The sequence below is a fragment of the Pseudomonas sp. RC10-4-2 genome, assembly GCF_050433085.1.
Lineage (GTDB): Bacteria > Pseudomonadota > Gammaproteobacteria > Pseudomonadales > Pseudomonadaceae > Pseudomonas > Pseudomonas aeruginosa.
On the sequence record NZ_JBNPXX010000001.1, the window covers coordinates 749,723 to 775,136 of the forward strand.

24 protein-coding genes are annotated in these 25,414 nt (G+C 68.5%); 12 read left to right on the forward strand and 12 right to left on the reverse strand.

Translation table 11 applies throughout. The features are described from left to right. Positions 1–69: 69 nt before the first annotated feature. The 3 genes from FHW81_RS03540 to glpF form a co-directional block, all read right to left on the reverse strand. Positions 70–825, reverse strand: coding sequence for a DeoR/GlpR family transcriptional regulator (locus tag FHW81_RS03540; protein WP_003092173.1), 756 nt, complete (start codon positions 823–825; stop codon positions 70–72). A gap of 205 nt (positions 826–1,030) precedes the next feature. Then, entirely contained in the window at positions 1,031–2,548 is a 1,518-nt protein-coding gene (gene glpK, locus FHW81_RS03545) for a glycerol kinase GlpK (RefSeq protein ID WP_003092168.1), read from the reverse strand. A 39-nt stretch (positions 2,549–2,587) separates the two neighbouring features. Next, positions 2,588–3,427, reverse strand: coding sequence for a glycerol uptake facilitator protein GlpF (gene glpF / locus FHW81_RS03550; protein WP_003092166.1), 840 nt, complete (start codon positions 3,425–3,427; stop codon positions 2,588–2,590). Positions 3,428–3,691: 264 nt separating this feature from the next. On the opposite strand from glpF, the gene ybaK reads away from it, so the two are divergent. The 3 genes from ybaK (at position 3,692) to FHW81_RS03565 (ending at position 6,691) form a co-directional block, all read left to right on the forward strand. Beyond that, a complete protein-coding gene (gene ybaK, locus FHW81_RS03555; RefSeq protein WP_003098459.1) occupies positions 3,692–4,162 on the forward strand; it encodes a Cys-tRNA(Pro) deacylase in 471 nt (156 codons plus the stop codon). 63 nt (positions 4,163–4,225) lie between these two features. Further along, positions 4,226–5,710: a glycerol kinase GlpK gene (glpK, locus tag FHW81_RS03560; RefSeq protein WP_003092161.1), complete on the forward strand. Its 1,485-nt coding sequence runs from the start codon at positions 4,226–4,228 to the stop codon at positions 5,708–5,710. Positions 5,711–5,905: 195 nt separating this feature from the next. After that, positions 5,906–6,691 (forward strand): PhzF family phenazine biosynthesis protein, encoded by a 786-nt coding sequence (locus FHW81_RS03565; RefSeq protein ID WP_003159513.1) that lies wholly within the window; start codon positions 5,906–5,908, stop codon positions 6,689–6,691. Between the two features lie 760 nt (positions 6,692–7,451). On the opposite strand, the gene FHW81_RS03570 is transcribed toward FHW81_RS03565, so the two are convergent. Together FHW81_RS03570 and FHW81_RS03575 are read right to left on the reverse strand one after the other, a co-directional pair. Further along, positions 7,452–7,874 (reverse strand): hypothetical protein, encoded by a 423-nt coding sequence (locus FHW81_RS03570; RefSeq protein WP_003117503.1) that lies wholly within the window; start codon positions 7,872–7,874, stop codon positions 7,452–7,454. A gap of 98 nt (positions 7,875–7,972) precedes the next feature. Further along, positions 7,973–8,503 carry a cytochrome b gene (locus FHW81_RS03575; RefSeq protein ID WP_003092155.1) on the reverse strand — a complete coding sequence of 177 codons (531 nt, stop codon included), beginning with the start codon at positions 8,501–8,503 and terminating at the stop codon, positions 7,973–7,975. Positions 8,504–8,685: 182 nt separating this feature from the next. Here FHW81_RS03575 and FHW81_RS03580 point away from each other — a divergent pair, with 182 nt between their 5' ends. Next, positions 8,686–8,883 carry a heavy-metal-associated domain-containing protein gene (locus FHW81_RS03580; protein WP_003092153.1) on the forward strand — a complete coding sequence of 66 codons (198 nt, stop codon included), beginning with the start codon at positions 8,686–8,688 and terminating at the stop codon, positions 8,881–8,883. Here the strand turns inward: FHW81_RS03580 and nalD are convergent. Next, on the reverse strand, positions 8,862–9,500 hold the full coding sequence (gene nalD, locus FHW81_RS03585; protein WP_003092152.1) for an efflux system transcriptional repressor NalD: 639 nt from the start codon (positions 9,498–9,500) through the stop codon (positions 8,862–8,864). The two genes, FHW81_RS03580 and nalD, sit on opposite strands and share 22 nt — an antisense overlap. A 365-nt stretch (positions 9,501–9,865) precedes the next feature. On the opposite strand from nalD, the gene FHW81_RS03590 reads away from it, so the two are divergent. Next, the gene (locus tag FHW81_RS03590) at positions 9,866–11,044 is read left to right on the forward strand and encodes a multidrug effflux MFS transporter (RefSeq protein ID WP_003092150.1); all 1,179 of its coding nucleotides are present in this window, start codon (positions 9,866–9,868) and stop codon (positions 11,042–11,044) included. 7 nt (positions 11,045–11,051) lie between these two features. On the opposite strand, the gene FHW81_RS03595 is transcribed toward FHW81_RS03590, so the two are convergent. Both FHW81_RS03595 and mmsR read right to left on the reverse strand, forming a co-directional pair. Then, positions 11,052–11,228: a hypothetical protein gene (locus FHW81_RS03595; protein ID WP_003104346.1), complete on the reverse strand. Its 177-nt coding sequence runs from the start codon at positions 11,226–11,228 to the stop codon at positions 11,052–11,054. A 126-nt stretch (positions 11,229–11,354) separates the two neighbouring features. Beyond that, on the reverse strand, positions 11,355–12,278 hold the full coding sequence (gene mmsR / locus FHW81_RS03600) for an MmsAB operon transcriptional regulator MmsR (protein ID WP_003122160.1): 924 nt from the start codon (positions 12,276–12,278) through the stop codon (positions 11,355–11,357). Between the two features lie 131 nt (positions 12,279–12,409). On the opposite strand from mmsR, the gene mmsA reads away from it, so the two are divergent. The 3 genes from mmsA (at position 12,410) to FHW81_RS03615 (ending at position 16,803) form a co-directional block, all read left to right on the forward strand. Then, the gene (gene mmsA / locus FHW81_RS03605; protein ID WP_003092142.1) at positions 12,410–13,903 is read left to right on the forward strand and encodes a CoA-acylating methylmalonate-semialdehyde dehydrogenase; all 1,494 of its coding nucleotides are present in this window, start codon (positions 12,410–12,412) and stop codon (positions 13,901–13,903) included. A gap of 15 nt (positions 13,904–13,918) precedes the next feature. Next, entirely contained in the window at positions 13,919–14,815 is an 897-nt protein-coding gene (gene mmsB / locus FHW81_RS03610) for a 3-hydroxyisobutyrate dehydrogenase (RefSeq protein WP_003117505.1), read from the forward strand. 101 nt (positions 14,816–14,916) lie between these two features. After that, on the forward strand, positions 14,917–16,803 hold the full coding sequence (locus FHW81_RS03615; RefSeq protein WP_003104354.1) for a propionyl-CoA synthetase: 1,887 nt from the start codon (positions 14,917–14,919) through the stop codon (positions 16,801–16,803). Positions 16,804–16,860: 57 nt separating this feature from the next. Here the strand turns inward: FHW81_RS03615 and FHW81_RS03620 are convergent, their stop codons facing one another. Both FHW81_RS03620 and FHW81_RS03625 read right to left on the reverse strand, forming a co-directional pair. Then, positions 16,861–17,874, reverse strand: a complete 1,014-nt coding sequence (locus FHW81_RS03620) for a zinc-binding alcohol dehydrogenase family protein (RefSeq protein ID WP_003119530.1) — start codon at positions 17,872–17,874, stop codon at positions 16,861–16,863. A gap of 21 nt (positions 17,875–17,895) precedes the next feature. Further along, positions 17,896–18,189, reverse strand: a complete 294-nt coding sequence (locus FHW81_RS03625; protein ID WP_003104358.1) for a putative quinol monooxygenase — start codon at positions 18,187–18,189, stop codon at positions 17,896–17,898. A 95-nt stretch (positions 18,190–18,284) separates the two neighbouring features. On the opposite strand from FHW81_RS03625, the gene FHW81_RS03630 reads away from it, so the two are divergent. Next, a complete protein-coding gene (locus FHW81_RS03630) occupies positions 18,285–19,205 on the forward strand; it encodes a LysR family transcriptional regulator (RefSeq protein WP_003092132.1) in 921 nt (306 codons plus the stop codon). Next, the gene (locus FHW81_RS03635; protein WP_003111769.1) at positions 19,190–19,492 is read left to right on the forward strand and encodes a barstar family protein; all 303 of its coding nucleotides are present in this window, start codon (positions 19,190–19,192) and stop codon (positions 19,490–19,492) included. Before FHW81_RS03630 ends, FHW81_RS03635 begins: the two co-directional genes overlap by 16 nt. Here the strand turns inward: FHW81_RS03635 and FHW81_RS03640 are convergent, their stop codons facing one another. Both FHW81_RS03640 and cra read right to left on the reverse strand, forming a co-directional pair. Then, on the reverse strand, positions 19,493–20,272 hold the full coding sequence (locus FHW81_RS03640; RefSeq protein ID WP_003104370.1) for a TatD family hydrolase: 780 nt from the start codon (positions 20,270–20,272) through the stop codon (positions 19,493–19,495). Between the two features lie 10 nt (positions 20,273–20,282). Further along, the gene (gene cra / locus FHW81_RS03645; RefSeq protein WP_003104372.1) at positions 20,283–21,272 is read right to left on the reverse strand and encodes a catabolite repressor/activator; all 990 of its coding nucleotides are present in this window, start codon (positions 21,270–21,272) and stop codon (positions 20,283–20,285) included. A gap of 327 nt (positions 21,273–21,599) precedes the next feature. Here cra and ptsP point away from each other — a divergent pair, with 327 nt between their 5' ends. Together ptsP and pfkB are read left to right on the forward strand one after the other, a co-directional pair. Further along, positions 21,600–24,470 (forward strand): phosphoenolpyruvate--protein phosphotransferase, encoded by a 2,871-nt coding sequence (ptsP, locus tag FHW81_RS03650; RefSeq protein WP_003119534.1) that lies wholly within the window; start codon positions 21,600–21,602, stop codon positions 24,468–24,470. After that, positions 24,470–25,414, forward strand: a complete 945-nt coding sequence (gene pfkB / locus FHW81_RS03655; protein WP_023084036.1) for a 1-phosphofructokinase — start codon at positions 24,470–24,472, stop codon at positions 25,412–25,414. The genes ptsP and pfkB overlap by 1 nt, the downstream gene beginning before the upstream one ends.

A 25,414-nucleotide genomic window follows, 5' to 3' on the forward strand; every position in this document is an offset into this window, starting at 1 on the left:
GGGTCGGCAGGTGGCTTTTCTGAAACGAACATTCACGGCGCCGAACGGCGCCGTGGCAGGGGAAATGCCTCAGACCAGGTCCAGGTGAACCTTGTGCTGTGCCATCAGGCGGGCGATGGCGGCGGGCGGCGGGCTGTCGCTGATGACCCGGTTGACCAGCGAGATCGGGCCCAGGCGGACCACCGCGTTGCGTCCGAACTTGCTCGAGTCGGCGGCCAGGAACACTTGCCGCGCGTTGTCGATGATCGCCTGGGATACGCGCACTTCCTGGTAGTCGAAGTCGAGCAGGCTGCCATCCTCGTCGATGCCGCTGATGCCGACCAGGGCGAAGTCGACGCGGAACTGCTGGATGAAATCCACCGCGGCCTGGCCGACGATGCCGCCGTCGCTGCGTACGGTGCCGCCGGCGACCAGCACTTCGAAGTCTTCCTTGGCGCTGAGGGTGGCGGCCACGTGCAGGTTGTTGGTGATGATCTTCAGGTTGCGGTGGTTGAGCAGGGCGCGGGCGATGGCCTCGGTGGTGGTGCCGATGTTGATGAACAGCGAGGCGTTGTCCGGCACCAGGCTGGCCACGGCTTCGGCGATGCGCTGCTTCTCGTCGCGCATCTGGTCGGCGCGCATGGTGTAGGCGGTGTTCTCGATGCTCGAATCGTAGGCCGCACCGCCGTGGTAGCGGCGCAGCAGTCCCTGTTCGGCGAGCTGGTTGATGTCGCGGCGGATGGTCTGCGGGGTGACCGCGAACATCTGCGCCATCTCCTCGATGCTCAGGTAACCGCGCTCGCGGACCTCCTCGATGATGCTTTGCTGTCGGGGGGGCAGGTTCATGGGTTGTTCTCGTGCTGCCGGGCCGGGACCCTGGAAAGTCGCCAAGAATGCCGCACGCGGGGGGCCGTTGTCAGCCGTGCATGAGTCGTAGAGGGCGCCGCGGCGGCACCCGGCCGCCGCGCGCAAACGTTACCCAGGGCATGCCAGAGCGGCGCCCGGGAACACGCCATTCGCCGCATCGCGGCGTACGAATGGCGCCAGCTCGTCACAGTTCGCCGTCGTCCCAGCCGCGAGTGCGCTCCACCGCTTTCTTCCAGCCGGCATAGAGCTTTTCGCGCCGGGGCTCGTCGCACTCCGGCTCGAACACCCGCTCGATCACCGCCTTGCTCTTCAGCTCGTCGAGGCTGCTCCAGAAGCCGCAAGCCAGGCCGGCCAGGTAGGCGGCGCCGAGGGCGGTGGTCTCGCGCATCACCGGACGTTCCACGCGGGTGCCGAGGATGTCGGCCTGGAACTGCATGAGGAAATTGTTGGCCACCGCCCCGCCGTCGACGCGCAGGGCGCGCAGGCGTTCGCCGGCATCGCGCTGCATGGCGTCGAGCACGTCGCGGGTCTGGTAGGCGATGGATTCCAGGGTAGCGCGGATCAGGTGGTCGGCCTTGACTCCACGGGTCAGGCCGAACACCGCGCCGCGCGCATAGGGGTCCCAATAGGGCGCGCCGAGTCCGGTGAAGGCCGGTACCAGGTAGACGCCGTTGCTGTCCTTGACCTTGGTGGCGAAGTATTCGGAATCGAAGGAGTCGTTGATCACCTTCAGTTCGTCGCGCAACCACTGCACCGTGGAGCCGCCGTTGAACACCGCGCCCTCCAGGGCGTAGCCGACCTCGCCGCGCGGGCCGCAGGCGATGGTGGTGAGCAGGCCATGGGTGGATTTCACCGCCTTGTCGCCGGTGTGCATCAGCAGGAAGCAGCCGGTGCCGTAGGTGTTCTTCGCCTGGCCCGGTTCCACGCACATCTGGCCGAACAGGGCGGCCTGCTGGTCGCCGGCGATCCCGGCGATCGGCAGCTCGCCGCCGCCGACCCCGCCGATCCGGGCGTTGCCGTAGACCTCCGAAGAGTTGCGCACCTCCGGCAGCATCGAGCGGGGAATGTCGAGCACCTCGAGCATCCGTGCGTCCCAGTCGAGGCTGTGGATGTTGAACAGCATGGTCCGCGAGGCATTGGTGTAGTCGGTGACGTGGACCTTGCCTTCGGTGAGCTTCCAGATCAGCCAGGTGTCGATGGTGCCGAACAACAGGTCGCCGTTGCGCGCGCGTTCGCGGGCGCCTTCGACGTTGTCGAGGATCCACTTCAGCTTGGTCCCGGAGAAGTACGGATCGGTGACCAGCCCGGTGGTTTCGCGGATGTAGTCTTCCAGCCCGTCGCGCTTGAGCTGCGCGCAGATCGCCGCGCTGCGCCGGCACTGCCAGACGATGGCGTTGTGGATCGGCCGACCGCTGTGACGGTCCCAGACCACCGTGGTCTCGCGCTGGTTGGTGATACCGATGGCGGCCACCTGGTCGTGCTCGATGCTGGCCTGGGCGAGGGCCTCGACCAGGGTCGAACTCTGCGTGGCCCAGATTTCCATCGGGTCGTGCTCGACCCAGCCGGCCTGCGGATAGAACTGGGCGAACTCGCGCTGGGCCTGGCTGACCACGTTGGCATCGCGGTCGAAGACGATGGCGCGGGAGCTGGTGGTGCCCTGGTCCAGGGCGACGACGTATTTCTTGTTGTGCTTGTCGGTCATGGCTGTGGCCTTGTGGCTATGGCAGGAAAGAGCGGGCGGTCAGGAAGCGCGAACCTTCTCCGGCTCGGCTTCGGCGGGCGCCGCGGCGCTCGGCAGATGGCGCGCGATCAGTACACGATAGCCGCCGGCGCCGAGGCAGGCACCGAGGATCGGGGCGAAGATCGGCACCAGGAAATAGGGAATCTCGCGGCCGCCAGTGAAGGCGATGGGCCCCCAGCCGGCCAGGTAGGTCATCAGCTTGGGGCCGAAGTCGCGCGCCGGGTTCATCGCGAAACCGGTCAGCGGGCCCATGGCGCTACCGATCACGGCGATCAGCAGGCCGATCAGCAGCGGCGCCAACGGACCGCGCGGCAGGCCGTTGCCGTCGTCGGTAAGGGCCATGATCACCGCCATGAGGATGGCCGTGATCACCACTTCGACGAGGAACGCCTGGCCGACCGACAGCGCCGGGTGCGGATAGGTGGAGAACACCGAGGCCAGGGCCAGGCTGTCCTGGCTGCCGCGGACGATGTTCTGCGCCTGTTCGAACTCGATGAACAGGCTGCTGTAGAGGGTGTAGACCAGCGCTGCGGCGCAGAACGCACCGGCCACCTGGGCGGTGATGTAGAACGGCAGCTTGCGCCCCTCGAAGCCGGCGAACAGCCACAGCGCGATGCTCACCGCCGGGTTCAGGTGGGCGCCGGAGACGCCGGCGCTGAGGTAGATTGCCATGCTCACGCCGACCCCCCAGATGATGCTGATTTCCCACAGGCCGAAGCTGGCGCCGGCGACCTTCAGGGCCGCGACGCAACCGGTGCCGAAGAAGATGAGGAGGGCGGTGCCGAGGAACTCGGCCAGGCATTGGCCGAACAGGGACGGGGTCGGGGCGGCGGTGGTCATGGGGCCTCTCTTGTCTGTTCTTGTAATTATGGCGGGCAGCCGTGAAAATTGTTCAGTTTCGAAAAAATATATTCACAAAGGAATGCTGTCAAAGCGCGAAGATGAACGTTTGTCCGAAAAACGACCCTCCGGTTTCGTTTTCGCGGCCAATCGAATATCGCTACCGAGGCACGCGGGCCGCGGCATCGGCGCCCGTGCAGCAGGGGCGGCGATGGCTTAAGGTAGGCGCCGGTTTTCAGCCAACGTTCTTCTCCGGGAGTGACCATGACCCCTGCCATCGACCTGCTGAAAAAGGCCCGCGCCGCGCACAAGGTGCTCAGCTACAGCCACGACCCCAAGGCACCTTCCTATGGCCTGGAGGCCGCGGAAAAGCTCGGCCTGGACCCGCAGCGGGTGTTCAAGACGCTGCTCGCCGCCACGGAGAAGGGCGAGTTGCTGGTGGCGGTGGTGCCGGTGATCGGCAGTCTCGACCTGAAGGCCCTGGCCCATGCGGCGGGGGCGAAGAAGGCCGACATGGCCGATCCGCAGGCGGCGCAGCGGGCCACCGGCTACCTGGTGGGCGGGATCAGCCCGCTGGGGCAGAAGAAGCGCCTGCGTACCTTCATCGATGAAAGCGCGCGGCAGTACCCGAGCATCCATGTCAGCGCAGGACGGCGCGGGCTGGAAGTGGAGCTGGCGGCCGAGGTGCTGGCCCAGCTGACCCAGGGTTCGTTCGCCGCCATCGGCCGTGAATGAGCCGCTAATCCCGCCGGCCTAGCGGTCGGCATTCGTCTTACTTTTCAATCTGTCAGGTTTTCCATGTCCCACTATCTCCTCGCCATCGACCAGGGCACCACCAGCTCCCGCGCCATCGTGTTCAGTGCCCAGGGCTTGCCGGTGGCGAGCTGCCAGCAGGAATTCAAGCAGTACTTCCCGAAGGACGGCTGGGTGGAGCACGACGGCGAGGAAATCTGGCTGACCACCCTCCAGGTCTGTCGCGACGCGCTCGCCCGCAAGGGCTTGCGCGCGGCCGACATCGCCGCCATCGGCATCACCAACCAGCGCGAGACCACGCTGGTCTGGGACGCCGCCAGCGGCGACCTGATCCACCCGGCCATCGTCTGGCAGGATCGTCGTACCGCCGACTACTGTGCCGAACTCAAGGCCGCCGGCCACGAGGCGAACGTCAGCGCGCGCACCGGGCTGCTGATCGATCCGTATTTCTCCGCCACCAAGCTGCGCTGGATCCTCGACAACGTGCCCGGCGCCCGCCAGCGCGCCGAACGCGGCGAGCTGCGCTTCGGCACCGTCGACTGCTTCCTGCTCTGGCGCCTGACCGGCGGCCGCTCCCATCGCACCGACGCGACCAACGCTTCGCGCACCCTGCTGTTCAACATCCACAGCCAGGACTGGGACGAGGAATTGCTGGCGCTGTTCGAGATCCCGCGCAGCCTGCTGCCGGAGGTACTCGACTGCGCGGCGGAGTTCGGCGTCAGCGAGCCGTCGCTGCTTGGCGCGGCGATCCCGGTGCTGGGCATGGCCGGCGACCAGCAGGCCGCGCTGATCGGCCAGGCCTGCTTCCAGCCGGGCATGGTGAAGAGCACCTACGGCACCGGCTGCTTCATGATCCAGAACACCGGCGAGCAGCCGGTGACCTCGAAGAACCGCCTGCTCACCACGGTCGGCTACCGTCTGGACGGCAAGGTCAGCTACGCGGTGGAGGGCAGCATCTTCGTCGCCGGCGCCGCGGTGCAATGGCTGCGCGACGGCATCAAGCTGATCGACCACGCCCACGAGAGCGAAGCCCTGGCGATCCAGGCCGGCGACTCCAACGGCGTCTACCTGGTGCCGGCCTTTACCGGCCTCGGCGCGCCCTACTGGGACCCGAAGGCGCGCGGCGCGATCTTCGGCCTGACCCGTGACACCGGAATCAAGGAGATCGTCACCGCCGGTCTGCAATCGGTCTGCTACCAGACCCGCGACCTGCTCGAAGCGATGCGCCAGGACGGCACGCCGCCCAGCGCGCTGCGGGTGGACGGCGGGATGGTGGTGAACAACTGGGTGATGCAATTCCTCACCGACATCCTTGGCGTCACCGTGGAGCGCCCGGAAGTCACCGAGACCACCGCCCTCGGCGTGGCCTACATGGCCGGGCTGAAGGCCGGCTTCTATCGTGACCTGGACGACATCGCCAGCCACTGGCACCTGCAGCGCCGCTTCGCCGCACACATGGCCGAGGAGCGCCGCGGCGAACTCTACGCCGGCTGGCAGAACGCGGTGCGACGGGTGCGCAGCGAGGCCTGAGCGGCGTTTCGCGGAAAAAGGCGGCGTTTTTGCCGGCGGCTTCACAACGCCGGCAGGTCGCTGCAAACGCCCGCTCGGGCAATGGGTCGAAGGCAGGGCGAAGTCCCACTGTTACGATCGGAAAAGATCGCACTGTATCGCCCATCCCGGAGCCTGCGGCGGCATGCTGTGGCGATCGTTCCCAGGAGGTCTGCCATGCAGCTCGAGTTCCACCAGGTCGACGCGTTTTCTTCCCGCCCGTTCAGTGGCAATCCCGCCGTGGTCTATCGCCTCGACGCCTGGCTGGCGGACGAGCTGATGCAGATGATCGCGACCGAGCACAACCTCTCCGAGACCGCCTTCGTCGTTCGCGAAGGAGAGGCCTGGCGGATCCGCTGGTTCACCCCGAGCGTCGAGGTGGCGCTCTGCGGCCACGCCACACTGGCTGCGGCCCACGTACTGTTCGAGGTCTACGACGAGCCGGGCGAGCGCCTGGAATTCATCTCGCGCTCCGGTGCGCTGCGGGTCAACCGCGAGGACGAGCGGCTGGTCCTGGATTTCCCCGCGCAGTATCCGAGCGAGGTCGGTAGCACCGTCGAGCTGGAGCAGGCCCTGGGCCTGCCGCCGGTGGACGTGCTGGGCTCCACCGACAAGCTGCTGGTGCTGCTCGAGTCCGAAGAGGCGGTGCGCGCCTGTCGCCCCGACTTCGCGGCCCTGGCGCGGCTGCCCTGGCGTGGAGTGATCGTCACCGCGCGGGGTCTGCAGAAGGATTTCGTCTCGCGCTTCTTCGCCCCGGCGATGGGCGTCGACGAAGACCCGGTCACAGGCTCCGCGCATTGCAGCCTGATTCCCTACTGGGCCCAGCGCTTGAACAAACTGTCGCTGACCGCCCAGCAGTGCTCGGCGCGCGGCGGCGAGCTGTGGTGCCGGTTGGAGGGCGAGCGGGTGAGTATCGCCGGGCATGCGGTGCTGGTGGCGAGCGGAAGGATTCGATTGGGCTGAGGGGCGCTTCAGGAGGGGGATGACCTCGTGCATGCCAGACTTCCACATACCGAAGCCCTGATCCGTAGAGTGAATGACCGCTTGCGGTTATCCGCCCTACGGATCGGGTTCCTGGCATGCACGAAGGGAGGTTTGCCCTCCAAGTGGTGGGGCGGCAAACCCGCCCCGTCAGGAGGCCGAGCGGAATCGTTGCGGAGGGGGACGAGTGGCAGGATGCCGGGGCGAGTCTTTTGGTTCCTTTTGGACGCTTGCAAAAGGAACTCGCCTGGGAAGGCGAAACAAGAGGTCAAGGCAGGCACAGAAAACAGCTTGACCACCAAACATGACGCCCGCTCAAGCGCTAAGCAACAGCGCCCCCCTCACTGCCGTGTAGCTAAGAAATCGCGAGCGATATAGTCCCGTAGGGCGAATACCGCCACAGGCGGTATCCGCCGATGCCCCGGACAGCCGGCGGATAACCGCAAGCGGTTATTCGCCCTACGGATCGGGCTCCTGGCATGCCCTCCGAGTAGTGGGGCGAGTCTTTTGGACGCTTGCAGAAGGAACTCGCCTGGAAAGGCGAAACAAGAGACCAAGGCAAGCACGACGCCCGCTCAAGCGCTAAGCAACAGCTTCCCCCCTTAGTGCCGTGCAGGCAGCGACGGGAGCTGGGGCCAGTCACGCATTCACGGCCCGCCAGGCAGTCCCCGTGCACCCGGTGCCGAAACGCCACCTTCGTGCCCTGAGTCATGGCCAATGCTCCACGGCAAGTCGCTACCCCTCAGTACCCATCCGCCACCGGTGCCAGGTAGAGCCCGCCCGCACCGAGGGTAATGCGCAGGTTGCGGATCTCTCCGGCGCGCAGGGTCAGGGTCTGTCCGGCGAGGATGGTCATGCCGTTCCGGCAGGCGTCGCCAGGACCGTTCGGCGCAAGACGCACGTCCACCGCGCCGGGTTGCAGGTTCAGGGCCAGGCTGGCGCCCGGTTGCAGGTTGCCGACCAGTTCGTCGTGGACGTACAGGCCGACATCGCAGGCAGTGCCGGACTCGACCCGCTCGCGGGAAACGTTCAGCACCGCATAGCCGATCGGCGCCGGGTCGGGTTGCGCCCAGCCACCGCTGGCCGGTTGCGGGTCCGCGGCGAGCGCCGGGAGGGCGCAGGCCAGGGCGGCGGTATGGAGCAGCGGGCGAAGAATGGGGAACATGGCGGGCCTCGGCGGCGGGGGCGTAGGGAAAAGCTTGGCCGAAGCCGGGGCCCGGGACAAGTCGGGACGGGCATCCGCGTGCCCGTCCGTCGCTGGGGTCAGGCGCCGCGTTGCGGCAGCATGGCGCGCAGTACGTCGTCCTTCTGCACGCGGTGGTGCCAGATGGCCGCGGCGGCGTGGCCGAGGATCAGCGCGAAAAGCAGGTACTGGACGGTGACGTGGGTGCCGCCGGCGAACGCCTTGAAGGCTTCCGGCAGGTCGAACGGGCCGATCTGCACCAGCCAGAACAGGTCCAGCGGACGCTTGCCGGCGAGCATGCCGGAGAGCGGCATGACGATCAGCACCGCGTACAGCAGGAAATGCCCGGCCTTGGCGGCCGCGCGCTGCCAGTCCGGGTTCCCCTCCAGGGTATCCGGGACACCCTGGACGCGGCGCAGCGCCAGGCGTGTCAGGGTCAGCAGGAGTACCGCCACGCCCAGCGACTTGTGCAGGGTGAAGACGTTGCCCTTGCCGCCGAGCAGGCCGGCGAAGAAGTCGGCGCCGTAGGGCAGGGCGATGATCAGCAGGACCGCGACGGCGCTGAGCCAGTGCAGGGCGATCTGTGACGGGGAATAGCGGCGGATGGACATGGTTCTACCTCGTGAAGAACAAGGTGAACATGTTAACCATGTGCTTTGTAGGGTTTAAGCCTCTTTACTCCGCCTTTACCCGTTCTTGACGCTTTGTCGGTTACCGGATATTTCGAGGATTGACCTTGACACCATGTCAAGGTCGAAAATCGCCCCATCGATGACCAACAGGAGGCAATACCATGCAAGTCTTCAAGGTTCAGGGCATGACCTGCGGCCACTGCGTACGGGCGATCACCCATGCGGTGCAGGCGAAGGATTCGGCGGCGGACGTCCAGGTGGATCTTGGCGCCGGCGAAGTCCGGGTCGCCAGCCGGCTCGACAGCACCCAGGTACTCGAGGCGATCCGCGAGGAGGGCTACGGCGCCGAGCTGGCCTGACCCCAGTCGCGCACCAGGCCACGGAACATCGGCTCCAGCAGGTGTTCCGCGTCCGTATCCGGGTCGAACAGGCGCGGGTCGCGCAACCAGTCGTTGAACAGGCCCAGGATCAGCGCGTGCAAGGCGCGCGAGGCGATCCTCGGGGTCATGCCCGGATGCAGCCGCACACGGCATTCGTCGCGGGCGAACAACTGCTCGCAGAGTTCGATGAACATCTGCACGAAGGCGTTGTTGCGTTCCTGCGCCTCGCGCAGTTCCTCGGTGAATTCGCAACGTTGCATCAGGATGGTCAGGATGCGGCGCTTCTTCTCCTGCGTCAGCAACGATTGCACGGCCTCCAGGCAGAGGTCGTAGAGCGAGCGCAGCGGGTCGCTGCCATCGCAGCCGGACAGGCGCTCGGTGAGTTGCTCCGGCGGCAGGCGTACCTGGTTGAGCATCTCGTTGAACAGGTGGGCCTTGTTCTGGAAGTGCCAGTAGACGGCGCCACGGGTCACCCCGGCGGCCCTGGCGATCTGTTCCAGGCTGGTATGGGACACGCCCTTTTCCAGGAACAGTTCCTCGGCGGCCAGGAGGATGGCCGTACGGGTTTTTTCAGAATCTTCCTTTGTGCGTCGCATGCTGTGCTGGGTAGTCGAATCGGTCTCGGCAACGGGGCGGGGAGTGTACCGATTTTAGCCGCGCTCGGGCGGACTCGAAGTATTTCGACACCACCTTTGTCTAATGCTGCTCATTCATGAGTCGTGGATTCCGCGGTTCCACGGTCTCCGGCCATGATCGGCGGGCGTCTTCGGTGTTATGCTGCGCGCTGCTTTTTCGGCGACTCCCCGGCTGTCCGTAGCATCTTCCCGCCAGTACCGGCCTTCAGGCCTGGAGCCGCCCGCCCTCACAGACGATTCAATGATAGGCGTCGTCGTCCCGCTTGCCGGGAGCCGCGCAGGGAAGTGCCTTGCCTGCCACCGACGCGCCCCGTGCCGAGCGATCCATGAACCTGCGCATCCTGCTGATACTGGGAGCCCTGAGCGCCTTCGGGCCACTGGCCATCGATTTCTACCTGCCGAGCTTCCCGACCCTGGCCAAGGCCTTCGCCACCGACGTCGAGCACGTCCAGCTGAGCCTGGCCGCCTACTTCGCCGGCCTGTCCATCGGCCAGTTGCTCTACGGCCCGGTGGCCGACCGCTATGGCCGGCGCCTGCCGCTGCTGGTGGGGGTGAGTATCTTCACCCTGGCCTCGGCCGCCTGCGCCCTGGCGCCGAGCCTGGAGTGGCTGATCGCCGCGCGCTTCGTCCAGGCCCTCGGCGGCTGCGCCGGGATGGTCATCTCGCGGGCAGTGGTGCGTGACCTGTGCGATCCGATCGGCGCCGCCAAGGCGTTTTCCCAGTTGATGCTGGTGATGGGCCTGGCGCCGATCCTCGCCCCCGTGGCCGGCGGCCTGCTGCTGGACTGGCAGGGCTGGCAATCGATCTTCGTCTGCCTGACCCTGTTCGCCGCCCTGGCCGGCCTCGGCGTGGCGTTGTGGCTGCCGGAAACCATCCCGGCCGACGGCGAGCGACCGCCGCTGTCCGGCGCGCTGGGGCAGTACCGGCGGCTGTTCGCCGACCGCCTGTTTCTCGCCTATGGCCTTTCCGGCGGGGTGGCGATGGCCGGGATGTTCGCCTACATCGCCGGTTCGCCCTACGTGTTCATCCAGCTCTACGGGATTCCCGCCGAGCACTATGGCTGGCTGTTCGGCAGCAATGCCGCGGGCTTCATCGTCATGGCACAGGTCAACGCGCGGCTGCTGCGCTATCGCGGGCCGGCGTTCTGGCTGCGGCGGATCATCTGGGGCTACCTGGCGTGCGGCCTGGCCCTGCTGGGCATCGCTTCGCTGCAACCGGCCACGCTGTGGCCGCTGCTGGTTCCGCTGTTCGGATGCGTGGCCAGCCTCGGCTGCATCATTCCCAACGCTTCCGCCTGCGCCATGGCCGGACAGGGACAGCACGCCGGCAGCGCCTCGGCGCTGATGGGCAGCCTGCAGTTCAGCGTGGCGGCGGGCGCTTCGGCGCTGGTCGGCGTGCTCCACGACGGCACGGCGATCCCCATGACTCTGGTGATCGCCGTCTGCGGCGCGGTCGCGACCCTGCTCGCCTGGCAGACCGGGCGCCTGGAGCGCCAGGCCGCCTGAGCGCGGATCAGGCCGTTCGCTGTTTCAGTTCGGGCAGCACATGGGGCGCGCGCAGGCGCGCCTCGAGGCGGTCGACGAAACGCCGGGCCTCGCTTTCGCTACGGAAGTTGACGGCCTGCTGGTCGAGGCAGACTTGCCAGCATTGGCCTTTCGGGGTTTGCGACGGGCGGACGAGGATGTTCATGGCGATTCATCCATCGGGGCTGGAAAGGGAGCTTCAGTCTAGTCCTGTCGGCCCGGAAAACACTGACCGGGATCAGTTTGCCGACAACTGGTCGCCGCTTCGTTTACAGCCCCGCCGCAGAGCGCTTCAGGCTCCTCCCTCGCCCTGCCTTACCCGCTGCCGGTAGGCGCTCGGCGACAAACCCATGACCTTGCTGAACAGGCGCGAGAAGTAGTAGCTGTCGTCGTAGCCGACCGCCTGGCCGACCCGGGCCACGCTCTGGTCGCTGCTGTCCAGCAACTGGCAGGCGTACTCGATCTTCAGGTGCAGGAAGTGCTGGATAGGCGTACGGCCGGTGATCGCCTTGTAGCGACTGACGAAATGGAACTTCGACAGGTTGCAGAAGGCCGCCAGGCGTTCCAGTTCGAGGCGCGCATGCAGGTGTTCGCGCATGTAGGCGTGCAGCCCGTCGAGGTCCAGGCTGCCCTCGCGCAGCGGGCGCAGCAGCGGTAGCTGGCAGAGCAGGCTGCGCAGGCGGCTGGCGGCGAGCAGGAAGTGCTGGAAGCGGTAGCCGCTGTGGCGCACCTCCAGCAGTTGCTCGAAGCCGCCGAGCAGGGCGTGTTGCAGGCCCCAATGGCGCAGCGGGGTGTCGCGGTAGCCGGCGCTGTGTTGCAGCCAGGTGGCGCTGTCGCCGCGCAGGTGGGTCCAAAAGATGGTCCAGGGTTGGCGGTCGTCGGCGGCGTAGTCGTGGGCCATGCCCGGCGGCAGCCAGAGCAGGTCGCCGCTGCCGACCCGGTATTCGCGCCAGGCCTCGCCCTCGCGCACGCGCAACAGGCCCTGGCCTTCGCTGCAATAGATCAGCAGGTGCTCGTCATGGCGCTCGCGGCTCATGCGGTGGTCGCGGGCGCGCCGGTAGTGGCCCAGGGAGGTGGGGTAGAGGTCGCGGCTGAGCGGGTGGACCGCCAGTTTCTCCAGCAGCGCCGCCGGGATCGGCAAGCGCAGGCTGTCGGCCGGCAGGGGCCAGTCGGAGGTGTGCGACATGTCGGTAGCCGGCTCCGCAATATAGTCCATGAACAACACAATTTAGTCGATCTCGCGACCTTCCGCCCAGTGATAGCTTCTTGGCCAAAGCGAGGTCCGAATCGACCTCGTACCAGTCCGCCACAACAATAAAAGCCGGCCTGGCCGGTGCAGGAGGGTTCATGTCAGTCCCAGTCCGCCACCTCATCGCGGGAGCCTTCGTCGAAGGTCTCGGCGCCCAGCGCATCCCGGTCAGCAATCCCCTCGACAACAGCACCCTGGCGGAGATCGCCTGCGCCAGCGCGGAGCAGATCGAGCAGGCGGTGGCCAGTGCCCGCGAAACCTTCGCCAGTTGGAAGGAAACCCCGGTTTCCGAGCGCGCGCGGGTGATGCTGCGTTACCAGGCGTTGCTCAAGGAACACCACGACGAACTGGCGAAGATCGTCTCCAGCGAGCTGGGCAAGACTTTCGAGGACGCCAAGGGCGACGTCTGGCGCGGTATCGAGGTGGTCGAGCACGCCTGCAACGTGCCCTCGCTGCTGATGGGCGAGACGGTGGAGAACGTCGCCCGCAACATCGACACCTACAGCATCACCCAGCCGCTGGGCGTGTGCGTTGGCATCACCCCGTTCAACTTCCCGGCGATGATCCCGCTGTGGATGTTCCCGCTGGCCATCGCCTGCGGCAACGCCTTCATCCTCAAGCCTTCCGAGCAGGTGCCGCTGACCAGCGTGCGGCTCGCCGAGCTGTTCCTCGAGGCCGGTGCGCCGAAGGGCGTGCTGCAGGTGGTGCATGGCGGCAAGGAACAGGTCGACCAGTTGCTCAAGCACCCGCAGGTGAAGGCGGTGTCCTTCGTCGGCTCGGTCGCCGTCGGCCAGTACGTCTACCACACCGGCACCGCGCACAATAAGCGCGTGCAGAGCTTCGCCGGGGCGAAGAACCACATGGTGATCATGCCCGACGCGGACAAGGCACAGGTCATCAGCAACCTGGTCGGTGCCTCGGTGGGCGCGGCCGGGCAGCGCTGCATGGCGATCTCGGTGGCGGTGCTGGTGGGGGCCGCCCGCGAGTGGATTCCGGAAATCCGCGACGCACTGGCCAAGGTCCGCCCCGGCCCATGGGACGACAGCGGCGCCAGCTACGGCCCGGTGATCAACCCGCAGGCCAAGGCGCGCATCGAGCGCCTGATCGGCCAGGGCGTGGAGGAGGGCGCGCAACTGCTGCTGGATGGCCGCGGCTACAAGGTCGAGGGATACCCGGACGGCAACTGGGTCGGCCCGACGCTGTTCGCCGGGGTGCGCCCGGACATGGCGATCTACCGCGAAGAGGTGTTCGGCCCGGTGCTCTGCCTGGCCGAGGTCGACAGCCTGGAGCAGGCGATCCGCCTGATCAACGAAAGCCCCTACGGCAACGGCACCTCGATCTTCACCAGCTCCGGCGCCGCGGCGCGGACCTTCCAGCACCACATCGAGGTCGGCCAGGTGGGCATCAACATCCCGATTCCGGTACCGCTGCCGTTCTTCTCCTTCACCGGTTGGAAGGGCTCGTTCTACGGCGACCTGCACGCCTACGGCAAGCAGGGCGTGCGCTTCTACACCGAGACCAAGACCGTGACCGCGCGCTGGTTCGACAGCGACAGCGTGGCCGGGACCAACTTCTCGATCCAGATGCGCTGAAAGGGAGACGGACCGATGACCGACATCGCATTCCTCGGCCTGGGCAACATGGGTGGGCCGATGGCCGCCAACCTGCTCAAGGCCGGCCACCGGGTGAATGTCTTCGACTTGCAGCCCAAGGCCGTGCTGAGCCTGGTCGAGCAGGGCGCGCAGGGCGCCGATAGCGCCTTGCAGTGCTGCGAAGGCGCCGAAGTGGTGATCAGCATGCTGCCGGCCGGGCAGCACGTGGAAAGCCTGTATCTCGGCGACGACGGCCTGCTCGCGCGGGTCGCCGGCAAGCCCCTGCTGATCGACTGCTCGACCATCGCCCCGGAGACCGCGCGCAAGGTCGCCGAGGCCGCCGCGGCGAAGGGCCTGACCCTGCTCGACGCGCCGGTTTCCGGCGGCGTCGGCGGCGCCCGCGCCGGCACCCTGAGCTTCATCGTCGGCGGCCCCGCCGAAGGCTTCGCGCGGGCCCGGCCGATCCTCGAGAACATGGGCCGGAACATCTTCCACGCCGGCGATCACGGCGCCGGCCAGGTGGCGAAGATCTGCAACAACATGCTCCTCGGCATCCTCATGGCCGGCACCGCCGAGGCCCTGGCGCTGGGGGTGAAGAACGGCCTCGACCCGGCGGTGCTGTCCGAGGTGATGAAGCAGAGTTCCGGTGGCAACTGGGCGCTGAACCTCTACAACCCCTGGCCCGGGGTGATGCCGCAGGCGCCGGCGAGCAACGGCTATGCCGGCGGTTTCCAGGTGCGCCTGATGAACAAGGACCTCGGCCTGGCGCTGGCCAACGCCCAGGCGGTGCAGGCCTCGACGCCGCTCGGCGCGCTGGCGCGCAACCTGTTCAGCCTGCACGCCCAGGCCGATGCCGAGCACGAGGGGCTGGACTTCTCCAGCATCCAGAAGCTCTACCGCGGCAAGGACTGACCCCTACGACCAAAGGTTGATGGCGGGTGCCCGGCGCCCGCCCATACTCCAAGGCTCACTCACTGCTTCATCCCTAATAAGAACAATCAGAGGGCTGGAACATGACGTACCTGCAGCAGCACGCCCGCTCGATCGCCGAGCCGGCCGCGTTCTGGGCCGAACAGGCCCGTTCCCTGGCCTGGTACCAGGCGCCCGCGAACATCCTCGAAAGCCTGCCCGACGGCACCCATCGCTGGTTCGCCGATGGCCGTCTGAACAGCGCCTATCTGGCCCTCGACCGGCAGATCGAGGAGGGGCGCGGCGAACAGACCGCGCTGATCTACGACTCGCCGGTGACCGGCACCCAGGACCGCTACAGCTACCTGCGGCTGCGCGACGAAGTGGCGCGCCTGGCCGGCGCCCTGCGGGCCCTCGGGGTCGGCAAGGGCGACCGGGTGATCATCTACATGCCGATGGTGCCGCAGGCGGCCATGGCGATGCTCGCCTGCGCGCGCCTGGGCGCGGTGCATTCGGTGGTGTTCGGTGGCTTCGCTCCCTACGAGCTGGCTCTGCGTATCGACGACGCCACGCCGAAGCTGGTGCTCACCGCTTCCTGCGGGCTGGAGTTCGACCGGGTGATCGAATACAAGCCGCTGGTGGACAAGGCCCTCGAACTGGCGATCCACCAGCCTGCCCACGTCATGGTCTGGCAACGCCCGCAGGCGCCCGCGCGCCTGCACCCGGGCCGCGACCTGGACTGGCAGGACTGCCTCGCCGCCGCCGAGCCGGCCGATCCGCTGCCGGTGGCCAGCGGCGATCCGCTGTACATCATGTACACCTCGGGCACCACCGGTAAGCCCAAGGGTATCGTCCGCGACAACGGTGGCCACGCGGTCGCGGTGCGCTACGCGGTCCGCACTATCTACGGCATGCAGGCCGGCGACGTCTGGTGGGGGATCTCCGACGTCGGCTGGGTGGTCGGCCACTCGCTGATCGTCTACGGCCCGCTGATGTGCGGCTGTACCACGGTGTTCTACGAAGGCAAGCCGGTGCGCACGCCGGACGCCGGCGCCTACTGGCGGGTGATCGAAGAGCACAGGGTGAACAGCCTGTTCTGCGCGCCGACGGCGATCCGCGCGATCCGCAAGGAAGACCCGCATGGCGAACGGGTGAAGCGCTACGACCTGGGTTCGCTGCGCCACCTGTTCCTGGCCGGCGAGAAGCTCGACAGCAGCACCCAGCACTGGCTGGAGGAGCACACCGGGCGGCCGGTCCACGACCATTGGTGGCAGACCGAGACCGGCTGGCCGGTGACCGCGCCCTGCATCGGGATCGCCGGCCACGACCTGCGGGCCGGCTCGACCAACCGCGCGGTGCCCGGCTACCACGTGCAGGTGCTGGACGACGAAGGCCGGCCGCTGGGAGCGAACCGCCAGGGCGCGATCGTCATCGCCCTGCCGTTGCCGCCGGGCTGCGCACAGACCCTCTGGGGCGACCACCCGCGCTACCTGCAGGCCTACCTGGGCAACTATCCCGGCTACTACCACACCGGCGACGGCGGCTATCTCGACGAGGACGGCTTCGTCTACATCATGGGGCGCACCGACGACGTGATAAACGTTTCCGGGCATCGCCTCTCCACCGGCGAGATGGAGGAACGCGTGGCGCAGCACCAGGCGGTTGCCGAGTGCGCGGTGATCGGCGTGCGGGACGAACTCAAGGGCCACGTGCCGCTGGGCCTGGTGGTGCTCAAGGACGATGCCGGGATCGCCGCCGAGCAACTGCAGCGCGAGCTGGTGGCGCTGGTCCGCGAACAGATCGGCGCGCTGGCCTGCTTCCAGCGGGTGGTGGTGGTCAAGCGGCTGCCGAAGACCCGCTCCGGGAAGATCCTCCGCGCGGTGCTGCGCAAGATCGCCGATGGCGAGGACTACGCGGCGCCATCGACCATCGACGACCCGACGATCCTTGGCGAGATCGAGGCTGCGCTGAGGGTGCGCAAGGCGGGATAGCAAAGGCCAGGGGCACGGCGGTAGGGTGGAAAACGCCGCGCCCCGTGGTCCTGCCGTTCAGAACCCTTCGAGAACGATCTTGCCCTTGGCCCGGCCGCTCTCCAGCAGCGCGTGGGCGCGGCGCAGGTTGGTCGCGTCGATGCGGCCGAAATGCTCGCCGACGGTGGTCTTCAACACGCCTTCGTCGATCAGCCCGGCGACCCGCTCCAGCAGCCGGTGCTGCTCGATCATGTCGTCGGTCTGGAACATCGAGCGGGTGTACATGAACTCCCAGTGCAGCGACAGGCTCTTCTGCTTCAGCTTGCCGATGTCCAGCGACGCCGGGTCGTCGATCAGCGCCAGGCGGCCTTGCGGGCGCAGCGCGGCGACGATCTGTTCGAGGTGCTGGTCGGTGTGGGTCAGGCTGGCGACGTGGCTGACCTCGGCGACACCGATCCGCTTCAGCTCTTCGGCCAGCGGCTTGCCGTGGTCGATCACATGGTGCGCGCCGAGGTCGCGGACCCAGGCCTGGGTCTCTGCGCGCGAAGCGGTGCCGATCACGTTCAGGCCGGTCAGTTGCCGGGCCAGTTGGACCAGGATCGAACCGACCCCGCCGGCGGCACCGACCACCAGCAGGCTCTGGCCCTGGTCGGCCTTGCCTTCGGCGATCTGCAAGCGCTCGAAGAGCAGTTCCCAGGCAGTGATGGTGGTCAGCGGCAGGGCCGCGGCCTGGGCGAAGTCGAGGCTTTTCGGCAGGTGCCCGGCAATGCGCTCGTCGACCCGATGCAGCTCGCTGTTGCTACCGGGGCGGGTGATGTCCCCGGCGTACCAGACCCGATCGCCAGGACGGAACAGGCTGACCTCGCTGCCGACCGCGCGCACCACGCCCGCCGCGTCCCAGCCCAGCACCTTGGCCTGGCCGGCTTCCGGCTGGGCGCGCTGGCGGACCTTGGTATCCACCGGGTTGACCGAGATGGCGCGGACCTCCACCAGCAGGTCGCGCGGGCCCGGCGTGGGCTCGGGCAGTTCGAGGTCGAGCAGGGCGTCGGGATGGTCGATGGGCAGGGATTGGTAGTAACCGACAGCTTTCATGGGAACTCCGGGAAACGGGCCTCAGGCGAGGCGATAGAGTTGGTCGATCTTCACGTTCTGCAGCAGGGCTTCGTTGCCGCGGCTGAAGCGCAGGAAGTGTTCGGTGTTCTGGTGCCGCTCCAGGGCGGCGTCGTCGCGCCACTGCTCGATCATGTAGAACAGGTGGGAGTCGTGGCGGTCCTGGTGCAGGTCGTACTGCAGGCAACCAGCCTCGGCGCGCGACGGGGCGACCAGGGCGCGCAATTCGCGTTCCAGGGCCTCGGCGTGGCCGGGGGCGGCGGTGATGGTGGCGATCAGGGTGAGGGGTGTGCTCATGGTGGGTTCCTTCGATGGGGCGGAGTCAGGATGGGCTATTTCAAATCGCTGAAAAACAGGCTATCAGGGAAGACTCTTTCAAAGGAATCTTGAAAATGCTGCGTTACGACGACCTCCAGGTGTTCGTCCACACCAGCGACAGCGGCTCGTTGTCCGCCGCCGCGCGCCAGTTGGAGATTTCCCCGGCGGTGGCCAGCGCGGCGCTGAAGCGCCTGGAAAGCGAGCTGGAGGTACGCCTGTTCGCCCGCTCCACCCGCAGCCTGCGCCTGACTCCCGAGGGCGACGCGTTCCTCCTGCATGCCCGCGCCTCGTTGCGCAGCCTGGAGGAGGGGCGCCGGTTGCTGCAGGGCGGCAAGGACCAGATCGCCGGGGTACTGCAGCTTTCCGCGCCCTCCGACTTCGGCCGCAACCTGCTGCTGCCATGGCTCGACGAGTTCCAGGCGCGCTATCCGCAACTGAGCCTGCGCCTGCTGCTCGGCGACCGGGTGACCGATCTCTACCGGCAACCGGTGGACGTGGCGATCCGCTACGGCGCACCGGCCGACTCCAGCCTGGTCGCCCTGCCGCTGGCGCCGGACAACCGGCGAGTGCTCTGCGCCGCGCCGGGCTACCTGGCGGAGCGCGGCGAGCCGCGCCAGCCGGACGACCTGCGCGAGCACAATTGCCTGCTCTACCAACTCGGCGGCCGGGTACACGACCGCTGGGCGTTCCAGCGGGGCCGCCGCAGCCTGACCCTGACGGTCGCCGGCGACCGGGTCTGCGACGACGCCGACGTGGTGCGGCGCTGGGCCCTGGCCGGCAAGGGGCTGGTCTACAAGTCCTGGCTGGACGTGGCCGAGGACGTGCGCGCCGGGCGCCTGCGCCTGCTGCTGCCGGAGTGGCAGGGCGAAGCGACGCCGATGAACCTCTTGTGTACCCACCGCGCCCAGTTGACCCGTCCGGTGACCCTCTTGCGCGCGTTCGTGCGCGAGCGTTGCGACGCATTGCTGGCGGAGGCTCCATGGACGAGGAACTGAACCGGGCGGCGAGCCTGGCCATCGAGCTGGCGGACGTGGACAGCGCCGCGCGCTTGCACGAACGCCTGCGCGAGGCCCTGGCGTTGCCGCCGTGGTACGGATGCAACTGGGATGCCTTCTGGGACGCCATCAGCGGCCTGGTGCCGATGCCCCGGCGATTGCGTCTGCAAGGCTGGAGCGACTTCGCCCGGCGCCTGCCGGAGGAAGCGGCGCAGCTTTCGGCCTGCCTGGAGGCGTTGCGCGAGACGTACCCGCAACTGGCGCCGGAAGTCCTGCGCGACGCTTGATCAGTCCCAGCCGAACAGCTCGGCGGCGTTGCGGCTGCTGCTCGCCGCCAGTTCCTCGGCGTCGACCCCGCGCAGCTCGGCGAGGGCGCGGCAGATGTCCGGCAGGTGCTCCGGACTGTTGCGCTGGCCGGGATGCATCGATGGCGCCATGTCCGGCGCATCGGTTTCCAGCACGATGGCCTCGGCCGGCAGCTCCGCCGCCACCTTGCGCAGGCGGTTGGCCTGCGGCCAGGTCGGCGCGCCGCCGAGGCCGAGGCGGAAGCCGAGCTTGAGGTACTCGCGGGCTTCCTCGCGGCTGCCGGCGAAGGCATGGATGATGCCACGGCGCTCCAGGCGGATGCGCTTGAGGGTGGCGATGGTCGCCGCGTGGGCGCGGCGCACGTGGATCAGCGCCGGCAGGCGGAATTCCGCGGCCAGCCGCAGTTGGGCCTCGAACAGCGCCTGCTGGGCGTCGCGGTCGAGGTGTTCCAGGTAGTAGTCCAGGCCGATCTCGCCGACCGCGCAGAGCTTCGTCTCGCCGCGCAGGCGTTGCAGCCACTGGCGCAGGTCGTCCAGGTGCTGCGGGCGGTGCCGCGCCAGGTAGACGGGGTGCAGGCCGAGCGCCGCGTACAGGCCATCCTCGGCCTGCGCCAGGTCCCAGACCCGTTGCCAGTTCTCGCGGTAGACGCCGAGCACCACCTGGCGCTCGACCCCCAGCGCGCGGCTGCGTTGCAGCAGCGCGGCGCGGTCGGCGTCGAAGTCCGGGAAGTCGAGGTGGTTGTGGGTGTCGACCAGGCGCATGGCGGCCGGCTCAGTCGCGCAGCTTGAGTTGCCGGGGGACGGCGTGCAGGCCCGGCCGGTAGTCGTTCTCCTCGACCGCGCGGAGCGCCAGTTCGAGGGCGTTGGCGGCGATCAGCGCGTGCTGCTGGTAGATCGAGTTGACCTTCAGCGGCACGAAGTCGAGCAACTGGGTGTCGCCGAAGGTCGCCACCCGCAAGCCTTCGGGCCAACCGTCGGCACGCGCCTGGAACACATCGAAGACGCCTTCGAGGAGTACATAGGCAGTGGTCACCAGGGCGTCGGGCAGGTAGCCCAGGCGCTCGAGCAATTGCTCCATCAGGCGGCGTCCGCACTCGCGGCTGAACACCTCGGCATGCTCGACGATGACCTCGCCGCGGAAGTCCTTCAGCGCCTGGCGGAAGCCGGCGGCGCGGTCGTGGCTGATGATCAGGTCCGCCCGCGCGCCGAGCAGGGCGATATGGCGCGGCGCCGGTTGCAACAGGGTTTCGGTGAGGCGGCGCGCGGCGTCTTGGTCGTCGCTGATCACCGAGGCGAAGCGCTGCGGGTCGAGCTGGCGGTCGATGGCCACCACCGGCAGGCCTTCGGCGACCAGCCGGGCATGGGTATCATCCCCGGCCGGCAGGCAACTGGCGACGATCAGCGCGTCGCAGCGGCGCGCGCGGAACAGGTTGACCACCTGGCGCTCGGTCTCCGGCTCGTCGTCGGAGCAGGCGATCAGCAACTGGTAGCCGCGCGCCCGGGCGCCTTGTTCGAGTTGCTTGGCGAGGCGGGCGTAGCTGGGGTTTTCCAGGTCCGGGAGGATGAAGCCGAGGGTGCGGGTCTGCCCGCGGCGCAGGCCGGCGGCCTGCTGGTCCGGCTGGTAGCCGTGTTCCTCGACCACGGCAAGCACGCGCTCGACGGTGGCGGCGCTGATGCGCCGCTGGGCGGCCTTGCCATTGATGACGTAGCTGGCGGTGGTCACCGAGACCCCGGCCAGGCGGGCGATATCACTGAGTTTCAAACCGATCTCTACTGGAGGCGACGACAAGTTGGGCTTCAAGGATCAATCATTATCGGGTAACGTGCCAATTTAATTAAGTGAATCGATTCAGCAAAAGATTCCGGCGAAGCCGGCGCCCCCTGCCCCAGGCTGCCTCGCGCAGCCCGAACGCGGCGCCGCCTACGCTATGGCAGGTCAATGACAACAAGCGGATCACCGCCCCTGGCTGTACGGAAGGCTCCCGCGAGCCGCTTTCCGCTACCGCCGGCACATCCCGCGCCCGCGCCTCGGCGCGGCGGGACGATCCGGACGTGAGACGGGGAGCCGTTCGCTCCTGAGGAGGTTTCCATGCTCGAACTCGATACCCGGCAGATCCGCATGGGCCAGCGCGCCGCGGACAAGGCCGAAGCCCTGCGCCTGCTCGGCGCGGCGCTGGTCGCCGACGGCCTGGCCGCGCCCGGCTATGCCGAGGGCCTGAAGGCGCGCGAGGCACAAGGCTCCACCTACCTCGGCCAGGGCATCGCCATACCCCATGGGACCCCGGATACCCGCGAGCTGGTCTTCAGCACCGGTGTGCGCCTGCTGCAATTCCCCGAGGGAGTGGACTGGGGCGATGGCCAGCAGGTCTACCTGGCCATCGGCATCGCGGCGAAGTCCGACGAACACCTGCAGCTCCTGCAATTGCTCACCCGCGCCCTCGGCGAGGCCGACCTGGGACCGGCGCTGAGCGCGGCCGCCAGCGCCGAGGAAGTCCTCGGCCTGTTGCAGGGCGCGCCGCAGGAACTGGCGCTGGACGCACAACTGGTCGGCCTCGGCCAGAACGCCGAGGACCTCGACGAACTGGCCTGGCTCGGCGCGCGCCTGTTGAAGAAGGCCGGCTGCGTGGAGAACGGCTTCGCCGCCGTGCTCCAGCAGACCGAACCGTTGCCGCTGGGCGACGGGCTGTGCTGGTTGCACAGCGAACAATTGGTGAAGCGCCCCGGGCTGGCCTTCGTCACTCCGGCGCAACCGTTGCAGCACCAGGGGCAACTGGTCACCGGGCTGTTCTGCCTGGCCAGCCTGGGCGAAGCGCACCAGGCGCTGCTCGAACGCCTGTGCGACCTGTTGCTGGAAGGGCGTGGCGCCGAGCTGGTGCGCGCCACCAGCAGCCGCAGCGTACTCGCGGCGCTCGGTGGCGAGCTGCCGCCGGACTGGCCCAGCGCGCGAGCGGTCCTGGCCAACCCGCATGGCCTGCATGCCCGCCCGGCGCAGGCGCTGGCGCAGCTGGCCAAGGGCTTCGCCGGCGAGATCCGGGTACGCCTGGCCGACAGCGAGGCGGCCCCCGTCTCGGCGAAGAGCCTGAGCAAGCTGCTCGCCCTCGGCGCGCGACGCGGCCAGACGCTGGAGTTCAGCGCCGAGCCGGCGATCGCCGAGGACGCGCTGCCAGCCTTGCTGGCCGCGGTGCGCGAGGGGCTCGGCGAGGAGGTCGAAGCGCTGGCGGAGGAGGCCTTGCCCGATGCCGTCGGCGAGGCGGAAGAGGATGCCCGGCCGGCGCCGCTGCGCGCCGGCGAGCGCCTGCAGGCAATCGCCGCGTCGCCGGGCATCGCCAGTGGTCCGGCGCATGTCCAGGTGGCGCAGCGCTTCGAGTTCCAGCCGCGCGGCGAGTCGCCGGCCCATGAACGCGAGCGCCTGCTGCGGGCCAAGCGGGCGGTGGACGAGGAGATCGTCGGCCTGGTCGAACGCAGCACGGTGAAGGCGATCCGCGAGATTTTCGTCACCCACCGGGAGATGCTCGACGATCCGGAACTGGCCGAGCAGGTGCAACTGCGCCTGAATCGCGGCGAAAGCGCCGAAGCGGCCTGGAGTCGGGTGGTGGAAGACAGCGCGGCGCAACAGGAGGCGCTGCACGACGCGCTGCTCGCCGAGCGCGCCGCCGACCTCCGCGACCTCGGCCGGCGGGTGCTGGCCAGGCTCTGCGGGGTGGAGGCGCCGCGCGAGCCGGAGCAGCCGTACATCCTGGTGATGGACGAGGTCGGCCCCTCCGATGTCGCCCGCCTCGACGCCCAGCGGGTCGCCGGCATCCTCACGGCGCGCGGCGGCGCCACTTCGCACAGCGCGATCATCGCCCGCGCCCTCGGCATTCCGGCATTGGTCGGCGCCGGCGCGGCGGTGCTCGGCCTGGAGCCTGGCACGGCACTGCTGCTGGATGGCGAGCACGGCTGGCTGCAGGTGGCGCCGAGCACCGAACAGTTGCAGCAGGCCGCCGCCGAGCGCGACGCCCGCCAGCAGCGCCAGGCCCGCGCCGACGCGCAGCGGCTGGAGCCTGCGCGGACCCGCGATGGCCACGCGGTGGAAGTCTGCGCCAACCTTGGCGACACCGCCGGCGCCGCGCGCGCGGTGGAGCTGGGCGCCGAGGGCGTTGGCCTGCTGCGCACCGAGTTCGTCTTCATGAACAACGCCCGCGCGCCGGACCTGGCGACCCAGGAAGCGGAATACCGTCGGGTGCTCGACGCCCTCGACGGACGTCCGCTGGTGGCGCGGACCCTGGATGTCGGCGGGGACAAGCCGCTGCCGTACTGGCCGATTCCCCACGAAGAGAATCCCTATCTGGGCCTGCGCGGTATCCGCTTGACCCTGCAGCGACCGCAGATCCTCGAGACCCAGTTGCGCGCGCTGTTCCGCGCCGCCGGGGAGCGGCCGCTGCGGGTGATGTTCCCGATGGTCGGCAGCCTCGACGAATGGCGCCAGGCGCGTGACCTGGCGCTGCGCCTGCGCGAGGAAATCCCGCTGGCCGACCTGCAACTGGGGATCATGGTCGAGGTGCCCTCGGCGGCGTTGCTCGCGCCGGTGCTGGCCCGCGAGGTGGACTTCTTCAGCGTCGGCACCAACGACCTGACCCAGTACACCCTGGCTATCGATCGCGGCCACCCGAGTCTTTCGGCCCAGGCCGACGGCCTGCATCCGGCGGTGCTGCAACTGATCGACATGACCGTCCGCGCCGCCCACGCCGAGGGCAAGTGGGTCGGCGTCTGCGGCGAACTGGCGGCCGACCCGCTGGCGTTGCCGCTGCTGGTCGGCCTGGGAGTGGACGAGCTGAGCGTCTCGGCGCGCAGCATCGCCCTGGTCAAGGCCGGCGTGCGCGAACTGCAGCTGGTCGCTGCGCGCGGCCTGGCCCGCAAAGCCCTGGGCCTGGCGAGCGCCGCCGAGGTCCGGGCCCTGGTGGAAGCGGAGGTGCAGTAATGGCGCGGATCCTGACGATTACCCTGAACCCGGCGCTGGACCTCACCGTGCGCCTGCGCCAGCTGGAACTGGGGGCGGTTAACCGCAGCGAGGCGGTGCTGACCCAGGCCGCCGGCAAGGGCCTGAACGTCGCCCAGGTGCTTGCCGACCTCGGCCATCGGTTGACGGTCAGCGGCTTCCTCGGCGAAGACAACCAGCCGCCGTTCACCGCCATGTTCCAGCGTCGTGGCTTCGCCGATGCGTTCGTCCGGGTGCCGGGCGAAACCCGCAGCAACATCAAGCTGGCCGAGCGCGGCGGGCGCGTCAGCGACCTCAACGGGCCGGGCCCGGAGGCCGACGAGCGAGCCCAGGCGGCGTTGCTCGAACGCCTCGACCGGCTTGCCGGGGAGCACGAGCTGGCGGTGGTCGCCGGCAGCCTGCCGCGCGGGGTCGAGCCGGAATGGCTGGGCGAACTGCTGCGGCGCTTGCGGCGCCTCGGCCTGAAGGTCGCCTTCGACAGCAGTGGCGCGGCCCTGCGCGAAGGTGTGAAGGCTGCGCCGTGGATGATCAAGCCGAACGTCGAGGAACTGGCCGATCTCTGCTCGGCGCCGATGGATGACCTGGTCGCACAGCGCCAGGCGGCCGAACGTCTGCGCCATGACGGGGTAGGCCAGGTGGTGATTTCCCAGGGCGCCGCGGGGGTCAACTGGTTCGCCGCCGAGGGTGCCTGGCAGGCGCGGCCGCCGGCGGTGGAAGTGGCCAGCACGGTGGGCGCCGGCGATTCCCTGCTGGCCGGCATGCTGCACGGGCTGGCCAGCGGCTGGCCGGCCGAGCGGGTGCTGCGTCAGGCCACCGCCATCGCCAGCCTGGCGGTGACCCAGTTCGAGTTCGGCATCGGCGATCCGCAGCGCCTGGCGCGGATCGAAGCGGGCGTCGTGGTACAGCCATTGGTCGAGGGGGCCTGA

Bases quoted from the DNA above. Each gene is read 5' to 3' on its own strand.
- FHW81_RS03540 (WP_003092173.1), bottom strand. From the start codon at position 825: ATGAACCTGCCCCCCCGACAGCAAAGCATCATCGAGGAGGTCCGCGAG.
- glpK (WP_003092168.1), bottom strand. From the start codon at position 2,548: ATGACCGACAAGCACAACAAGAAATACGTCGTCGCCCTGGACCAGGGC.
- glpF (WP_003092166.1), bottom strand. From the start codon at position 3,427: ATGACCACCGCCGCCCCGACCCCGTCCCTGTTCGGCCAATGCCTGGCC.
- ybaK (WP_003098459.1), top strand. From the start codon at position 3,692: ATGACCCCTGCCATCGACCTGCTGAAAAAGGCCCGCGCCGCGCACAAG.
- glpK (WP_003092161.1), top strand. From the start codon at position 4,226: ATGTCCCACTATCTCCTCGCCATCGACCAGGGCACCACCAGCTCCCGC.
- FHW81_RS03565 (WP_003159513.1), top strand. From the start codon at position 5,906: ATGCAGCTCGAGTTCCACCAGGTCGACGCGTTTTCTTCCCGCCCGTTC.
- FHW81_RS03570 (WP_003117503.1), bottom strand. From the start codon at position 7,874: ATGTTCCCCATTCTTCGCCCGCTGCTCCATACCGCCGCCCTGGCCTGC.
- FHW81_RS03575 (WP_003092155.1), bottom strand. From the start codon at position 8,503: ATGTCCATCCGCCGCTATTCCCCGTCACAGATCGCCCTGCACTGGCTC.
- FHW81_RS03580 (WP_003092153.1), top strand. From the start codon at position 8,686: ATGCAAGTCTTCAAGGTTCAGGGCATGACCTGCGGCCACTGCGTACGG.
- nalD (WP_003092152.1), bottom strand. From the start codon at position 9,500: ATGCGACGCACAAAGGAAGATTCTGAAAAAACCCGTACGGCCATCCTC.
- FHW81_RS03590 (WP_003092150.1), top strand. From the start codon at position 9,866: ATGAACCTGCGCATCCTGCTGATACTGGGAGCCCTGAGCGCCTTCGGG.
- FHW81_RS03595 (WP_003104346.1), bottom strand. From the start codon at position 11,228: ATGAACATCCTCGTCCGCCCGTCGCAAACCCCGAAAGGCCAATGCTGG.
- mmsR (WP_003122160.1), bottom strand. From the start codon at position 12,278: ATGGACTATATTGCGGAGCCGGCTACCGACATGTCGCACACCTCCGAC.
- mmsA (WP_003092142.1), top strand. From the start codon at position 12,410: ATGTCAGTCCCAGTCCGCCACCTCATCGCGGGAGCCTTCGTCGAAGGT.
- mmsB (WP_003117505.1), top strand. From the start codon at position 13,919: ATGACCGACATCGCATTCCTCGGCCTGGGCAACATGGGTGGGCCGATG.
- FHW81_RS03615 (WP_003104354.1), top strand. From the start codon at position 14,917: ATGACGTACCTGCAGCAGCACGCCCGCTCGATCGCCGAGCCGGCCGCG.
- FHW81_RS03620 (WP_003119530.1), bottom strand. From the start codon at position 17,874: ATGAAAGCTGTCGGTTACTACCAATCCCTGCCCATCGACCATCCCGAC.
- FHW81_RS03625 (WP_003104358.1), bottom strand. From the start codon at position 18,189: ATGAGCACACCCCTCACCCTGATCGCCACCATCACCGCCGCCCCCGGC.
- FHW81_RS03630 (WP_003092132.1), top strand. From the start codon at position 18,285: ATGCTGCGTTACGACGACCTCCAGGTGTTCGTCCACACCAGCGACAGC.
- FHW81_RS03635 (WP_003111769.1), top strand. From the start codon at position 19,190: ATGGACGAGGAACTGAACCGGGCGGCGAGCCTGGCCATCGAGCTGGCG.
- FHW81_RS03640 (WP_003104370.1), bottom strand. From the start codon at position 20,272: ATGCGCCTGGTCGACACCCACAACCACCTCGACTTCCCGGACTTCGAC.
- ptsP (WP_003119534.1), top strand. From the start codon at position 21,600: ATGCTCGAACTCGATACCCGGCAGATCCGCATGGGCCAGCGCGCCGCG.
- pfkB (WP_023084036.1), top strand. From the start codon at position 24,470: ATGGCGCGGATCCTGACGATTACCCTGAACCCGGCGCTGGACCTCACC.